This is a genomic window from Mesorhizobium sp. B2-1-3A (genome assembly GCF_006442655.1).
In the GTDB taxonomy this organism is placed as follows: domain Bacteria; phylum Pseudomonadota; class Alphaproteobacteria; order Rhizobiales; family Rhizobiaceae; genus Mesorhizobium.
Genome location: NZ_VFWK01000002.1, coordinates 507,066 through 521,949, shown reverse-complemented (window position 1 = coordinate 521,949; position 14,884 = coordinate 507,066). Strand labels below are relative to the sequence as shown.

The 14,884-nt window shown below is 56.7% G+C and carries 13 protein-coding genes and 1 tRNA gene; 11 read left to right on the top strand and 3 right to left on the bottom strand.

All coding sequences use genetic code 11. From position 1 onward, the window contains the following. Window positions 1-9 precede the first annotated feature (9 nt). Window positions 10-1,821 (bottom strand): methyl-accepting chemotaxis protein, encoded by a 1,812-nt coding sequence (locus FJ977_RS09050; protein ID WP_181179717.1) that lies wholly within the window; start codon window positions 1,819-1,821, stop codon window positions 10-12. A gap of 206 nt (window positions 1,822-2,027) precedes the next feature. Here FJ977_RS09050 and FJ977_RS09045 point away from each other — a divergent pair, with 206 nt between their 5' ends. The 11 genes from FJ977_RS09045 (at window position 2,028) to FJ977_RS08990 (ending at window position 13,563) form a co-directional block, all read left to right on the top strand. Then, window positions 2,028-2,921: a D-alanyl-D-alanine carboxypeptidase family protein gene (locus tag FJ977_RS09045; protein ID WP_140770580.1), complete on the top strand. Its 894-nt coding sequence runs from the start codon at window positions 2,028-2,030 to the stop codon at window positions 2,919-2,921. 275 nt (window positions 2,922-3,196) lie between these two features. Continuing rightward, the gene (locus FJ977_RS09040; protein WP_140770578.1) at window positions 3,197-4,126 is read left to right on the top strand and encodes a DUF1003 domain-containing protein; all 930 of its coding nucleotides are present in this window, start codon (window positions 3,197-3,199) and stop codon (window positions 4,124-4,126) included. A gap of 276 nt (window positions 4,127-4,402) precedes the next feature. Continuing rightward, window positions 4,403-4,479: transfer RNA gene (locus FJ977_RS09035), tRNA-Arg, on the top strand. A gap of 100 nt (window positions 4,480-4,579) precedes the next feature. Continuing rightward, on the top strand, window positions 4,580-5,605 hold the full coding sequence (locus tag FJ977_RS09030; protein ID WP_140770576.1) for a site-specific integrase: 1,026 nt from the start codon (window positions 4,580-4,582) through the stop codon (window positions 5,603-5,605). Further along, window positions 5,602-5,997: a hypothetical protein gene (locus tag FJ977_RS09025; protein WP_140770574.1), complete on the top strand. Its 396-nt coding sequence runs from the start codon at window positions 5,602-5,604 to the stop codon at window positions 5,995-5,997. Before FJ977_RS09030 ends, FJ977_RS09025 begins: the two co-directional genes overlap by 4 nt. A gap of 285 nt (window positions 5,998-6,282) precedes the next feature. Continuing rightward, window positions 6,283-8,154, top strand: a complete 1,872-nt coding sequence (locus FJ977_RS09020) for a hypothetical protein (protein ID WP_140770572.1) — start codon at window positions 6,283-6,285, stop codon at window positions 8,152-8,154. A 1,273-nt stretch (window positions 8,155-9,427) separates the two neighbouring features. Then, on the top strand, window positions 9,428-10,750 hold the full coding sequence (locus tag FJ977_RS09010) for a DUF6575 domain-containing protein (protein WP_140770568.1): 1,323 nt from the start codon (window positions 9,428-9,430) through the stop codon (window positions 10,748-10,750). Between the two features lie 43 nt (window positions 10,751-10,793). Next, window positions 10,794-11,387, top strand: coding sequence for a thermonuclease family protein (locus FJ977_RS09005; RefSeq protein ID WP_281406810.1), 594 nt, complete (start codon window positions 10,794-10,796; stop codon window positions 11,385-11,387). Between the two features lie 56 nt (window positions 11,388-11,443). Continuing rightward, entirely contained in the window at window positions 11,444-11,899 is a 456-nt protein-coding gene (locus FJ977_RS09000; RefSeq protein ID WP_140770566.1) for a hypothetical protein, read from the top strand. Window positions 11,900-12,460: 561 nt separating this feature from the next. Further along, window positions 12,461-13,030 carry a hypothetical protein gene (locus tag FJ977_RS08995; RefSeq protein ID WP_140770564.1) on the top strand — a complete coding sequence of 190 codons (570 nt, stop codon included), beginning with the start codon at window positions 12,461-12,463 and terminating at the stop codon, window positions 13,028-13,030. Between the two features lie 80 nt (window positions 13,031-13,110). After that, on the top strand, window positions 13,111-13,563 hold the full coding sequence (locus FJ977_RS08990) for a hypothetical protein (protein WP_140770562.1): 453 nt from the start codon (window positions 13,111-13,113) through the stop codon (window positions 13,561-13,563). A gap of 28 nt (window positions 13,564-13,591) precedes the next feature. Here the strand turns inward: FJ977_RS08990 and FJ977_RS08985 are convergent, their stop codons facing one another. Together FJ977_RS08985 and FJ977_RS08980 are read right to left on the bottom strand one after the other, a co-directional pair. After that, a complete protein-coding gene (locus FJ977_RS08985; protein WP_140770560.1) occupies window positions 13,592-14,014 on the bottom strand; it encodes a hypothetical protein in 423 nt (140 codons plus the stop codon). Beyond that, the gene (locus FJ977_RS08980) at window positions 14,011-14,880 is read right to left on the bottom strand and encodes a hypothetical protein (protein ID WP_140770558.1); all 870 of its coding nucleotides are present in this window, start codon (window positions 14,878-14,880) and stop codon (window positions 14,011-14,013) included. Before FJ977_RS08980 ends, FJ977_RS08985 begins: the two co-directional genes overlap by 4 nt. Window positions 14,881-14,884: the final 4 nt, after the last annotated feature.

Below are 14,884 nucleotides of genomic sequence, written 5' to 3'. Positions count from 1 at the left end.
TCGCATCAGCTACTGCCGCTTGTACTCCCGCACCGGCGATTTCGTCCCGTCGGTATAGGTCACCTGCACCGACATCGATTTCACGCTGTCGGCGACCTTGAAATAGCCCTTGGCGTCGTAGGGGATGGCGTAGGGGTCCTTCTTGTCGCAAGGCGGTATCTCGAGCGACTTGTCGAGCGCTGCACCGTTCAGGCTGTAGTGCACCTCCTTGATGGCGCAGCGGTAGGACAGCATCTGGGTGAAATAGACCAGGCCGTGATTGCCGCCGGAGTCGAAGGCGATCCACGACGTCCAGAACTGGTCGAGGATCTGCTTGTCACCTTGCTGCAGCGCTATGTCGGGGTCGAAGCGGATGTCGAACGGACCGGTCTCGCGGCCCCTGATGTCGAGATATTTTATCGCGATCGTGGTCGCCGCCGTGCTGCCAGGCAGTTCAAAGCTCGGATTGGCCATCGGCTTGCCGGTGGTCTGGTCGTTCATCGCCAGGAAACCGGTGTCGGTGAAGGGGCCGCTGGTGCCGAGCCGCCAGGAAATCGCGGTTGCCGGCTCGGGCAGCGAAATGGTCATCGACCAGCCCTGGTTCGAGCGCATCGGCGTCAGCGAAGGCACAAAGCGCGGGTCGAGCACTTCGCCCAAAGCCGCCAGCCGGCTGTGGCTGCGGTCCAGCCAGTCGGCCAGCTGGGTCTGGTCGACGAAATATTTGAGCAGCCCGCCATCCTTTTCGTAGGAGACGAATTTGGTCAGCGCTTGGGCTTCGCTGCGCTTGTCGGCCAGCGTCTGGCTGCCGAGGCGGTCTTCCGAGAACTCCTGCGCCAGGAGGTAATAGGCCGGCACGTAGTCGGGATTGGCCGCGATGAAGGCGTTGAGCTTGTCGAGGCGCTGGGCATCATCGAACTGCAATATATGCACCAGCTTGATCGACAGCGCCTTGCCCTTGTCGGCAAGCTGCCCGAACACTTCACGGGCACCCGCCTTGCCGTCCTGCACCCGAAGCAGCGTGGCAAAGCGCGTATAGGGGTCGATGGCGTCGACGTCGAAGCCGGCGAAGGCGAGGTAGGAGCGCCGGGCATTGAGCATGTCGCCGGACAATTCGTAGACGCGGGCATTGTGGTAGAATTCGTCCGGCCGCTTTGGCTCGGCGATCGCCCCGCCCTGCGCCGCCAGTTGGGCAAACCCCTTGGCGATGGTGTCGATCGAAGCGGCGATCTGCTCGGTCGTGGCCTGCAGCTTTTCCGCCTGGGCCTGCTGCTGTTGCTGGCCGGCGACGAGCGTCTCGGTCGTCTGCTTGACCGCTTCGACGGTCTTTTGCGTCTCGGCGCCCTGCTGGGTCTGCTGCTGCTGGACGGACGCGATCTGGTCGGTCTTCTGTGCAACCGTGTCGGTCGATTTCTTGACCTCTTCGACGGTCTTTTGCGTCTGCGTGACCGTCTGCTCGATCTTCGCCACCTTTTCGGAGACGATGCCTATCGACTGCTGCAGCTGCGCGATCGCCGGCACCAGGCCGGCGATGACGCCGTTCTGCGAATTGGTCTGCTGCTGCACGGCATAGACGCCGCCGGCGACCGCCGCCGCACTGGTGGCGAACACCAGCGCCGGCAGCGCCCTGGCCGCCAGCACGAGCCTGAGCACAATGGCGATGGCGATGATGACCGCCGCGATCGAGGCGACCAGCGCGATATAGGCCGCGAACGGCGCCAGCGGATTGAGGATGTCGGAGACCGCGCCGCCGACAAAGGCGATGCTTCCGGCCCATTTGCCGGTGCGGCTGAGCGATGCCTTGATAAGCGAGGGCGCTGCGCCCCCGGCCCCGATGTTCGTCATGCCACCCCCCCAAGCCAGCCGATGCCCACGCCCCTTCCCACGGGAAGCGCGGCGTTGGCAAGGAAAGACAGGAAACCGGCGATTTCGGGGCGGCAGGCCGAACTCGACAATCCTGGGACTATCAGCCATTAACCAAATGGACGCACCAATCGCGTTACGTTAGCTTCGCCTCATCTCAGCAACAGCATCGCCAGAACGTCTTGCCCTTGTCCAAACTGTGTTCCTTTCCGCTCCTCCAGAGACTTTTCGTCGCCCTTGGCCTGTTGCTGATGGTCGCCGGCTGCTCGACCACGACACCGCCGGATTCCGTGCTGGCCGTGCCCGCGCCGCCGCAGAAATATGCCGCGATCGTCGTCGACGCAAAGACCGGCAAGCAGATGTTCGAGGTCAACTCGACGGCGCAGCGCTATCCGGCTTCGCTGACCAAGATGATGACGCTCTACCTCCTGTTCGAGGCAATGGAGTCCGGCCGCGTCACCAAGGAAACGCAGATCCCGGTTTCCGATCATGCCGCCTCGCAGCCGCCGACCAAGATGCGCTTCCGGCGCGGCGAGAGCATCGATGTCGATTCCGCCATCCGCGCCATCGTCGTCAAATCCGCCAATGACGTGGCGGTGGCGGTCGGCGAATATCTTGGCGGCTCGGAGGACCAGTTCGCCGCGATGATGACCTCCAAGGCGCGTTCGCTCGGCATGTCCAGTACCACCTTCCGCAACGCGTCGGGCCTGCCCGATGACGGCCAGATGACGACGGCGCGCGACATGGCGGTGCTCGGCATGGCGCTGCGCCAGCGCTTCCCGCAGCATTTCCACTATTTCTCCGAAAGCGATTTCATGTTCCGCGGCAAGCTCGTGCGCGGCCACAACGACATGCTCGGCCGGGTGCGCGGCGTCGACGGCATCAAGACCGGCTATATCAGGGCCTCCGGCTTCAACATCGTCACTTCCTACAATGCCGACGGCCGCCAGCTGATCGTGGTGGTGATGGGCGCCGACAGTGCCCGCCAGCGCAACGACCATGTCGAGGCGCTGATCCAGCGCAGCCTGTCGCCAACGATGGATTCCACCAAGACCAGGCTGATGTTCGCCGAACAGCAGTAGGTTATGAGTAGTCCGCGTGGCGGACGAAAGCCAACTGCTTGGCTTCTCGAAGGACGAACGCCCTTAGCCTGCGAAGGTCCGTCCGCCCACCCCAGCCCAGCGAAGGGGCGGCCGTCGCGCGAACAACAGCCGCCACAAAACCGCAGCCGGCTATTGTTGTCACACTGTCATGCAATCGTCTGGAAGCCATGGCATAGGCAGCGCAATCTGACAGTGGATATGCCCCGCCACCTCGGCGTATCCTCCCTATCAGCGCCACAGCAGGAGCCAGCATCATGAGCACCGTTCCCAAGGCATCCGAGCAGAAGGCGGCCGACAATGAGAACGACAGCGGCGGCGAATATTTCGAGGCGCCGATTGCGCAGGAGGATCCGCACGAGGTTTCGGACGAGCATTTCGACACGCCCGAAGTGCCGGACTCCGAACCAGCCGGTCCCGGCGCGTCGCGGATAAAGCCCAGGAAAAAACCGTCGGCGATCTCGGGCCGCAAATTCCGCAAGCGCGACCTCGTGCGCATCGACACGCTGCGCCCGAGCCTCGCCGATCGCATTCGATCGGACCACCCGGACCTGCCCAAGGGCGCGCGCGTCAGCCGCGAGGAGCTCGGCCGCTACCGCATGCGCTATATGGAGGAGCTGCTGCAGCAGGAGCATGGCGAATTCTCGGAGCTCGACCGCCAGGTGGTGGAATCGATCGCCAAACAGGACACCATTTCCGAAAACAGTGAGGAGGAGTTCGAGGAGCACCGGACCTTTCCCGACCGCGTCTCCGACAACATGGCCGCCTTCGGCGGCAGCTGGTGGTTCCTGATCTCGTTTGCCAGCGTGCTGCTGGTCTGGATCGGCATCAATCTGTTCGAGGGCTTGAATGGCGCCTTCGACCCCTACCCCTTCATCCTGCTCAACCTCCTGCTCTCCTGCATCGCCGCCATCCAGGCGCCGGTCATCATGATGAGCCAGAAGCGCCAGGAGGTGAAAGACCGCCTGCGCTCCTTCAACGAATACCGCGTCAACCTCAAGGCCGAGCTCGAAGTGCGCCACCTGCACGAAAAACTCGACTACCTCATCTCCCGCCAATGGACACGGCTCGCCGAAATGCAGCAGATGCAGCTGGATGCGATGAACGAGCTGGCGGGTGCGAAGAAGGCGAAACGGGCCGTGCGCGGGGTGAGGCGGCGGACGGTGAAGGGTGAGGCGGGGCAATAGGCATCGTCGGCAGCGGAAGAAAAGCCCTCGCCTCTCGAATGACCAACGATGGGCCCGGCTCTAGAGCCCAGTGGACCTTTTTGAGGGGATGAGCTCCCAAAGGGCAGCGAGCCTGCAAAGGACCCGACAGTGCTCGAGTCTGGTCGGCATGTCCAACGCTCGATCTCCGGCGCGCCGCCCAATTGCCAATTGCCCGTTGAAGCTCGCGCCGGCTTCCGCTAAGAAGCCGTGACTTGCCGGTTCACCGGCTGGTTCGTTTTCCGGTTTCCCCGGGAAGCACCCGTAGCTCAGCTGGATAGAGCGCTGCCCTCCGAAGGCAGAGGTCACAGGTTCGAATCCTGTCGGGTGCGCCATCTCAAACCCTTATACAGCAAGGGTTTCGAGCGACCGCTTCATTCCTTGAAATGCTCCTCAAAGCAACCAGTCACAATCTGGTCACAAGGAGCTGCGCCGATGGCGTCTCTACGCAAGCGAAACGACAAGTGGCAGGCACAGGTCCGCCGCACTGGGCATACCCCAATAAGCAAAACCTTCATCAACCGTGCTGACGCGTTGAGATGGATAAGACAGACCGAACAGGAGCTAGACCGCTCAGCGCTAGCTTACGATCCATCCACCTTACAACGTACAACCGTTGCAGACCTACTACGCCGCTACGTGAGTGATGTAACACCGGCCAAGCGCGGCCATGCTTCGGAAGCCAAACGGATAGAGGTTTTCCTACGGTACGACTGGGGCAACTTGACCTTAGCTCGGATCACGCCGCAGGTATTCACCCGGTACAGAGATAAGAGGCTAAGAGAGGTAGAAGCCGGAACGGTCATACGGGAACTCGGCTTATTGCGCACCGTGTTTGAGGTCGCACGGCGTGAATGGGACATACCCTTACATGCAAATCCAGTAGCCAGCGTGCGCAAGCCCAAGGCAGCTAGCGGACGTAGCAGGCGGCTTTATGCTGATGAGTTTGCGGCGCTGTTGACTGCTTGTGCAGATGGCCGGACGGAATGGCTGGAGCCGGGTATCAAGCTTGCGATCGAGACTGGGATGCGTCGTGGAGAGCTTCTAAACATACGCCGTGCGGACCTCGACCTAGCCAATGGCCTGCTGTCGATACCGGAAACAAAGACCGACATTCCGCGCACCATTCCGTTGTCTGAAAACGCAGTGGTCATACTGCGAAGCTTGATGGATACGGCAACTACAGACCGACTGTTTCCGGTCTCGGCAAATGCGTTCCGCCTTGCATGGGAAAGGTGCAAGCGCAGAGCCGCAAAGGACAAGCCGGGCATTATAGACTTGAGATTCCACGACCTCAGGCATGAGGCTGTAAGCCGGTTTTTTGAGCTAGGCTTGAACGTACCAGAGGTCGCAGCCATCAGCGGGCACAAGGACCCAAGAATGCTGTTCCGGTACACGCATCTCAAGCCGGAAGATATCGTTGCGAAACTTAGGAAAGCCAGCCAGCAGGTGGCGGCATGACGAACACAGCACTCGTGATGCCTGACTACGTTGCCGAATTGGTAAAGCTATGTCTGACGCAGCTTGGATTGTACCCGTCAGACGAGCACAAGGACGTCATAACCGCACCGCTTCGCTATCAAGATGGGACGGAGCTTTCTGTGGTTATTATGTGCATGGCCAAGAAGGGTTGGTTTCGCGAAAAGCCTATGGTGTCTGTTGCGATAGCGAAGTTGGATGCCAGCATGAGGGCAACCGACATCTACCTACGGGAGGTGATGCCACTTCCTTATGGTCCAAGCGATCTGCCGTTCCTACTGGCGCTAAATACCAATATCCGTGCCATGGCCTGGACCGTGGCAGCAACTGCCGGATTGGGGGAATGTTTGGAACTACCGAGATCGTCCAGGTGACACAGCCTATCCCTGAGAAGCCCTATGCCGCTGTCCCTCATAAGTGGAAAATCAGTCCGATCAGCGTAGCTGCTCCCTATGTGGAAATCAGAAATGGGCCCGTCGGACCAGCTTAGCTGCTATATTACTCCCTATAAGGAATAACCGGGCTGCTTTTCACCTCCCCGTAAACTCCCTCACTTGTCCCTAAATTATCTTAAGAGCTAACTGCGGGACTTTTCAGATTTGGGCCTGCCGGCTTTGCGAGCCGGTGGGCCTTTTTGTTGTCTCAAGAGAAAGGAACAGATGCTCACATCTTTTACTAACCAAATGAACAGCCACTGGAAACAATCCCTTGGACTAGTTGGCTCGAATGCCTTGACGGAGGGTTGGAAACAGCTCGCACAAGCCATTTGCAGTCGTAACACTGACCCAGTGCGCTGGCAGGTTGTCCAGTTGCCTACCGGATCAGGCAAGACTGAGGCCCTGAAAGTTCTTTGCTCGATGCAGGACCTTATACAGCACCCAGGAGCGCTCATCGTCACAAAGTTCCGACAGGAAGCGGACAAACTAGCAGATGGTATCAACGAGCTTGCTGGTTGGCCGATGGCTAGACCGGTACACAACAACGCTCCCGCGACTAACGATCAACTTGCATTCGCTCCAGTGGTTATCACCACACATGCCGCCTACAGGCTGGCTCTGTTGGAGATTGCGGATACTCGCTTGACCGACAAATCAAATAGGTTGTTGAGCTACCACGGAGGTAAGCGCGATTGGATAGTTATCGATGAAGCTTTCGACTGGGCTGATACCTACAGTCTCATCGCTAGCAATCTACGGTCAATGTCCGGCGATCTTGCGAGAGCCATGCATGGCGAACTGCGAACTGCTGCCGAGCAGTTATTCGCTTTCTCAATCCGCCTCACGGACACAGACCTTGGCCGATCTGATCGAGTGCTCGATGCTGAGTGCTTCGACATCTTGGCACGGATTGATCTGAGCGGATTGAGGGCAGGCATTGATGGCACTTCGGACGATGCATTTGCCAAACTAATTGAGCACAGACCGGCTACGAAAACCGAACTGGCTTCGCGCGTCGAGAGATCATCCAAACCTCAATATCTTGAGCAAATAGACCAGTTACAAGCGATAGCCCGTATCGGCCACGGATGGACAAGCAGACGCGGTGGACGGATTCAGTTGCACAGCTCCAGGTCACTCCTCGGTGTCGATGGAGCACACGGCGTCATCTTAGATGCGACTGCGGACGTAGACCCCGTTTATTCGATCATGAGTCGGCAGGTTGATGTTTTGCCGCGTCCACCCGGAATACGTAGCTATCGCAATGTCACCCTGCACGTTTCCTACGGACACAGGGTCGGCAAGGAACATCTCGCGCAGCATGCGGCGAAGGAGTGGGCTGTTGTCTGGGGCGACGTGTCGAAGCAACTAGCTGGAAAGCGAGTCCTAGTTTGTGCACACAAGAGCGCCCTACCCTCCATCGAGCCCTACCGGCCTAGGGACGGAAGCGTACATTTCGACAATTGGGGCAACCTGGACGGTAAGAATGATTGGAACAGCTGCGAGGCTGCGATTCTATTCGGCCTCCCTTATCTGGATGACATAGAACCCGCTCAGAGGTTCATTGCGCATCAGGGACGACAATCGGACGAGTGGTTCTCCGGAAATCGTAAGTACGAAAAGCACACGGACATACGGCCTGCATTGGGCGATGGGTTCGTAGCCAGGAGTGTGGTCCAGGCCATCAATCGTATCCAATGCCGGAACGCCACTGATGCAGATGGAAATTGCAAGCCAACGGACATCTACATGCTCTTGCCGAGCGGGACCACTGGACAAGCTGTTGTACACGCAATCCAACAGCAGATGCCCGGCATACGGCTAGCGAACTGGCTCTCAGGTGCCACCAAGCGGAAGGCACGCAAAGTCCCGACTGAGGTCAAACTGACCGACTATTTCGAGACCGCGGACCCAGGTCCTTACACCAAATCTGAAATCGCAAAGGCCTTAGGGATCAATTCGTCCAGCTTGGAACGGATGACAACCAAGCTGCGCCAGCAATCGTCTGCGTTGGCTAGAAAATTGGAAGCGTACAGGGTCAGTTACCACTCACAAACTGGACGCGGAAAGGAGGCCTATTTCACCAAACAATAGGAGACTTGAATGTTAGTACTGAGTGTCGGCACGCCTATCGTGCTGGGTAGAAAAGAGGCCGCCGCGAGCGGCCTTTCTCGTTTTTATACGGGGCAGTCCTGCAAAGAAGGTCACCGCGCAGAACGCTTCGTGGGCAACCGGCAATGCGTCGCTTGCAATGCCAAACAGGCGCGGCAACGCGAGCTGCTGAGAGGGATTAGAGAACCCTCATTCAGAATGTACAGGAATACCCTCCGCCGAACCGGAATGGCCCTTGGTGGGCGCGCTAGCCCCTCCTATGCGCTCGGCTGCAACCACTCCAAGCTCCGAGACCATATTGCGTCACAGTTTCGGATCGGCATGTCGTGGGACAGCTACCGGCAGTGGGAGGTTGACCACATAGAGCCGCTGGCAAACGCCAGGGACTTAGACCACCTTATCCAGCTTTGTTACTACACGAACCTACAACCGCTATGGCGGCGGGAGAACCGAATGAAGGGCGGGGCCTAGTGCCCCGTCTTTCGCCGAATATCTGTATGAAGCGTACAATCCAACGTAGCTTGCGGGCATAATAGGCTAGCCATCCACCGGCTGAAGCCCAATGTGGCCGGGCGCAAGGCAGGAAGGCGAAATGCCTCCCTTCGATGTCCCGCTGGATACCAGCAACGCTGACCTGGGGCAATTCGGTCCGGTAGGCCGCAATCGAAGGCTGTTCACGAGGTTTATCAGTCGACCGTTGACGCAGCTATTACTTCCGGCTCTTCTAGATTAGCATATGCAGACATGCTGGAAAAAACGGGTAGTAAGAAATGGCAGGTAAGGATATAGGCGCGCTTACAAGCTTGTCCGATGGGACTATGGCAAAGAGCTCGGAGGGGCAAACTGGGCTTCCCTCCATTGGAAAAGAATTGGTTCAGCTGCCCGATTCGTACGAGGACTATCTGCCCCTTGGCTGCCCGCCCCATAGCGCGCAGAAGATACAAAAGGTGGTCTACCGTCTTGTGCGAAATGACCCGCCCACGGCGCACGATTTTCGGACAGCGCATGAACTGAACAATCACAAGGACAAAGATCCTTGCCAGCGCTGCAGTCTATCGGTCTCGGGATCACTGGATGCGAGTAAGGAACTTCGACGTTTCGTGCCTGCCTTCAAAGATCGCAAGGTTTCCTCTGGTGTCATAACCCCTCTAATTGGTGTGATAATGGATACCTCAGAGAAAGCTCAGGACGACCATTGGTCATGGTGGCCAAGAAAGGGTTTGCCTAGACACACCTACTTCGCTGTGGTTCCCTGATGTTGCCGCCTCCCAGCTCTCCGCTTGGACCGCTAAAACTTGATAAGGTGTTTATCGAGTACGACAGCCCGCAACTGTTCACTTGCAAGGATGCTACCGGTTCGCATTTTCTGGCGGTGCATGCTTTCGAAGACGAGCAAAGTGATCAGTGGATTTATGTCCGTCTTAGCACTAGGCGCTTGCGTCAGTTGAAACAGGGTCACTTGGACCTTTATGACGCTTTTCGAAAAGCAGAATCTGGACATATTGATATTGTGTACTTCAAGGATGGATTTTTTAATCGGATCGAAACGACACGATCTGACGAAATACGAAATGACATCATGCCGGAAAGGCATACATTTCTCACAAGCATAATTAGACCAATTCAGAAAATTGATTCTGCATCGAATTATGCGACGCTGAGTAATGACTCGTATGAATTTGAGGATTTGGATGCGGGCCGCGTTTTGGCTATCGCCTCGGAATCTGCGCCTATGTGGGAGATTTCTCCGGTTGTAATAGACTATTTAAAAAGAATGCGGACTCCGGTTCACGTCGCTGCCGAGCGGAGTCATAGAGTTGTGGCTGATATTGTTCTGAAGCAGGCGGAGAGTGCGGTAAATGTTCCGTTGGCTGCTCTGGGCGCACTGCTTGCCACGACACAGAGGTTAGTTGACGCGCTGGGACAGCCGCCTTCAGGTGGTATGAGAGGGCCGATTGGATCGGCTCTTGCGCAATGGACGAAGCTTGACGCGGTCGCACCGTTCCCTTCGTCCTTTGGCATACGTGTCGAAACTCGTGAGACGAGCATGTTTGGCGATACGGGCGGACAACGCGCCGTGGAACTAATGGTTTCGCTGATAGCGATACGAGACGAAAGCGTGCTGCGCGCAGCTTTGGAGAATGTGCACAAAAGGGCACTTTTGCATTACAAGATGTTTGTTAAGGCTGTCGCGAAGACCGGATCAGATTTGAATTTCTCGGCTGGCGTTCCAGGTACCCCATCCATCCTTGAAGCAAGCATGCGAGCTAATGAGGCTGAAGCTGTCTACCAATGGCTCGATTCGGTAGTGCAAAAGGATGACGCGGACATCACCTTTGAGGGGCGGCTTGTGGGCGTCAGTCTAAAGAGCAGAACGTTTCTATTAGAAAATGAGAAAGAGAGTTATGAAGGTCGAATTGCGGAAGAGTGCCTAAAAGAAGTTGATCAGAAACGTGTTAACATGATGCATGTTGCTATCATCGGCGTTCGCACTGAATTGAACGAAGCGACAGGTGAAGAGTATCAGCGCTACACGTTGAAAAAGATATCGGCTCTCGACGACGAGCAACCTCAATGACATCCTTGGCACTGCGGGGTCGAGTGCCCAGAATACACTTTCGATGAACCGTGTTGCGGTAATGGCGTTCTGCGCGCCCCTGGCGCTCGCGGTTGCCCTGATGGTCTTGCACAGGCATCCGACTGCACAAGAGAGTGCCAGCGTAGCCGCACCTGCCGGCGTAGTCTCACCTGGCAGTGTGGCCCTGCCGGGCGGTGGTCCGCAGAGCGTCGCAACGGAAGATTCTATCACAGGTCAGGCTTCCGTAGTTGATGGCGATACGCTGGAAATTCACGGCATTCGTATCCGCTTGAATGGTATCGACGCGCCTGAGGCTTCGCAAAAGTGCGATGCAAATGGAACGTCCTACCGTTGCGGACAGAAGGCCGCGTTTGCACTTGACGAGATTCTTGCTGACAAGACGGTGGTATGTGTCAAACTAGACATGGATAGGTATGGGCGAACCATAGCGAAGTGTACTGTCGCGCAGACTGACGTCAGCGCTGAAATGGTTCGTAGGGGGTGGGCTATAGCGTACAGAAAATATTCTCTAGAGTACGTACCGCTTGAAGACGCGGCACGAACTATGGGCGTCGGCCTATGGGCCGGCTCATTCGAGAATCCTGCGGAGTACCGTCGAGCGGGTAAGAAGAATTGAGACGGACCGAACGTGGGGTTCTATAGGCTGCAATTCTCGAAGGGTAGGGGTGTGTGATGGCAGACAAGAAAGAATCGAAGAGCCTTACGACGAATACGGAACCGTTGGGGCAAGTTCCAACCACTATTCCGCTAGGTCAGAGTACTCAGATCGATCTTTCGTGGATGCCAGAAGACCAGCGTAGGGCGCTACTAACCGACTATGCCAAGGGCGCGCTGGACGTCAGCAAGCGAGCGCAGGAATTGGGCATCGAAGTCTCGGTCCTTCGCAGTACGCTTGGCACCTTAGGAGAGACGACGAAACAGGTCGCGCAGGATGGCAACTCAGTAACGCTCACACACGTCCAGAACAGCCAGTTTGGTCGTACCGAAGTGATTATGGGCAACACCGACGCTGCCACGGCCGGGAAGCTTTCACGTTCTCAGACAGGAGAGCGAGATTGGACCCCTTACTATGTCATCGCGGGGATAGTCGCTTTGATCGTGATAGCGATCGCCTTGGGTGGTCGCTGACGTGTACAGAGCAACTCTGGAGCTATCTGACAATGTGGACATTGAGGGCAAGTTGGCTGCCCTGCATAAAGATGGCACTAGGGCAGGTCTCTCAGATTCGACAGTCGCGGAAATGATGGGGCAGGTACGGGCTGTCCTTCGCGTAGTGACCGAGCGAGGATCAAACCTTGCTGCGCAAGGCAGCCAGATGTCGCTATCCCGACAGATAAAGGGTGAACAGTACGAGTTGCAGCTTCTTTATGGAGTCGGCACCCCAAAGTCTTGGCTGAGCCGCATTGCGCGTAGCCTGATGGGTCAATGATGCCGAGATACGATCGCCGTTACGCAAAGCGTACCTATGGTCGGGACTATGGGCGCGAAAGAGCGCTTCAGCATATTGAAGATGCGAGACGCTTAAGCCACGAGTTGGGCGGGACTGACGAGGACGTAAAGCGATATTTCTTTTCACTTCCGAGTTCAGAGCTGGCTATCATTTTGGCTGAGTACGGACGCCGATACGGATCTCAGGCGCGAGAGTATGCCTCAGATACTATGCACAAGTGGCGAACTGGGCAGACCAAGATGAGCGGGACCGTCGCTGAGAGACTGTTCAACTTACTGCCCCCACGGATGCCGCTGTCAGAAAAGTACAAGCTTACTGAAGGCCTCTGGCATCACTTCGGTCCAAGCTCAAAACGTGTCATGCGAGTTGGACTCGACGCGGACCTTGAACAGGTTATCGAGCTTGCGCGGCGACACATAGACGAGGTCGTAACGCAGTATCGAATACCCGAGCAGATAGAGCGCAGATTTAATTGGCTAGCGGCTGGCGATGTCGGTGTGAAGCAAGAACTGCTCAACCACGTCAGGTCAATGGAACGTGCAATGGTCGTTGAGGCGACTCGCGTTCAAATGCCGGTCCTTGTAGAGCATATCAAGGGGCAGCACGGAGGACAGACTTCCCGGCTGGCCCAGGTCGTAAAGGTCGGCAAGCACGAGCTAGAACTTCTTATCGATAAGAACGCATCTGGTGTACGGATGGAAGCCCCTGGCTATCGCTCAATCTCAACCACGACCAATGGCGGGGGCGGAAAACTATCATTGATAATCATCACGGGGCTGGTTGTTCTCTTTTGGCTGCTCCACAAGTGACCTGCATTTGGCGGAACTGAAGCGGAACCCGACTACTGGATAGCTCTCAGGTTGGCGTAGTCGAGCCACTGGGTCAGGAAATGGTAATTGGTGGCTACACGTTCGTGCATGTTTGCAACATCGAGGCGATGCGATCGTCAGACGGAGACGTTCTGACGCTATTACCTCAAAACAGGTATGAGAAGCGCCACACCTACCCGTTGAACAGGTACGGCGCTGGTCCGTTCTGTAAGTTCAAAATCCCCACTACTTATACTAATCCCGGCGTCTATGCGCTGACGGTGGGCGACGAGATTAGATACATCGGTGAGACCAACAATCTTTCACGTCGCTATAACATGGGATACGGGAACATCTCCCCTAAGAACTGCTACAAGGGCGGTCAAGAGACGAACGTCCGCTTGAATAACCTGATTCTCCAGGCGGCCCTAAAGGATGAGGCCTTGTCTCTCTGGTTCCATGAGACTGCCGAATACAAAGCCGTCGAGGTCGAGCTTCGGCTCGCCTACCGAACACTTTGGAACCGGGTGTGAGGCTCTATCTACGGCTTGAACCGCGTGATTATTGCGTTCTGGCGACTGCGTAACGAATCGCGGTGGCGAGCGTGCCAGCAGCCGGAGCGAAGCATGCGACCACGACCACATAGGCCCAATACCAAAATGACTTGTACATATCGGCGACAGCTTGGGTGGGTGCGACATGAGCGCATTGCCGAAGCACAAAACCGAGCACCAGAGCGACCACGAATATGCCGACCAACGTCACGGCAAAACGGGCTAGATAGCGTGTTCCATGCAGGGTCAGCACCAGGGCGGTGATCAGAAGTAGAATCACCGCAACCACGATACCTAAATTGTCCGCCTGAGCTCTCCACTGCGGGTGTGCCAGCCCAATGTCGGACAGCAGGTCAGTCCACTTAGAGACATACGCTACAGCTCCGCCAGGACCTACTGTCGTTAACGCATTCACCCAATCAATCTTCATGGAGGTCCCCAGGCCGGCGCCATGAATGCGCCCACTAGCTCATTGTTCTGATCTAGGATCTCATATCTTGCAGATCGTAGTTGGGGCTTTTCGCCGAGGAGAAGCTGAAGATCGATTTCGTTTTTGTAACCAAGGGTGACACCTTTGAAGATGTCTGTGGTCTGTGTTTTGTCCATCAACCAACCCGTTAGGTAGCCCGGAGATAGTCGAATTGTCATATTTTCGGGGTTGCCGGCGCTACGTCCTGCTACAGGGCTGAGTGAGTAGGATATCCCAAGTTTGTATGGTTGAGTGCCACCGTACGAACTGGCCGTGGCCAATGCAGTGAATTCTAGCATCGTATTCGAGGGGTTGTGTTTGTCAGAGGGAACAAACAACCGAATTGCAGCATCTACTTGTTGGGGTGCCGCTTGCTCCGCAACATGAGAAGACGCTGACAAAGCAGCGGAACAACCGCTAGACGCTTCCTTTTTCAATGCGTCTCCGTCTGCCGCGTGGCCAATGTACCTTTCTCTGAGGGTAGCGCCAACATTGCCGTACTCAAGGCAGCCATAAGCGTCGATGCTATCGCGTTCCACGAAGGGCCGGGGTTGCGGAATGGCGGTGCCAGGGAGCACCCACGTCGTCGGGCCAGGAATAAGCCAGTTCACCCAGAGGTCGCGCTCGCCAAGATTCTCAACGCAGGTTTCGTAGATTTCAACGCCATTGCCTTTGTAGACCCGGCTGGTAGTTAAGAAATTCTCCGCTCCAAGGTTATGATGCTGAGGCGCCTGCCCTTCGCAATGCTCAGCCGCAATTGTTCCGGTGCATGGAAAACTGAGGCAAAACACCAAGTGGTATAAGATTTTACGACTCGCCATTTGCATTTCT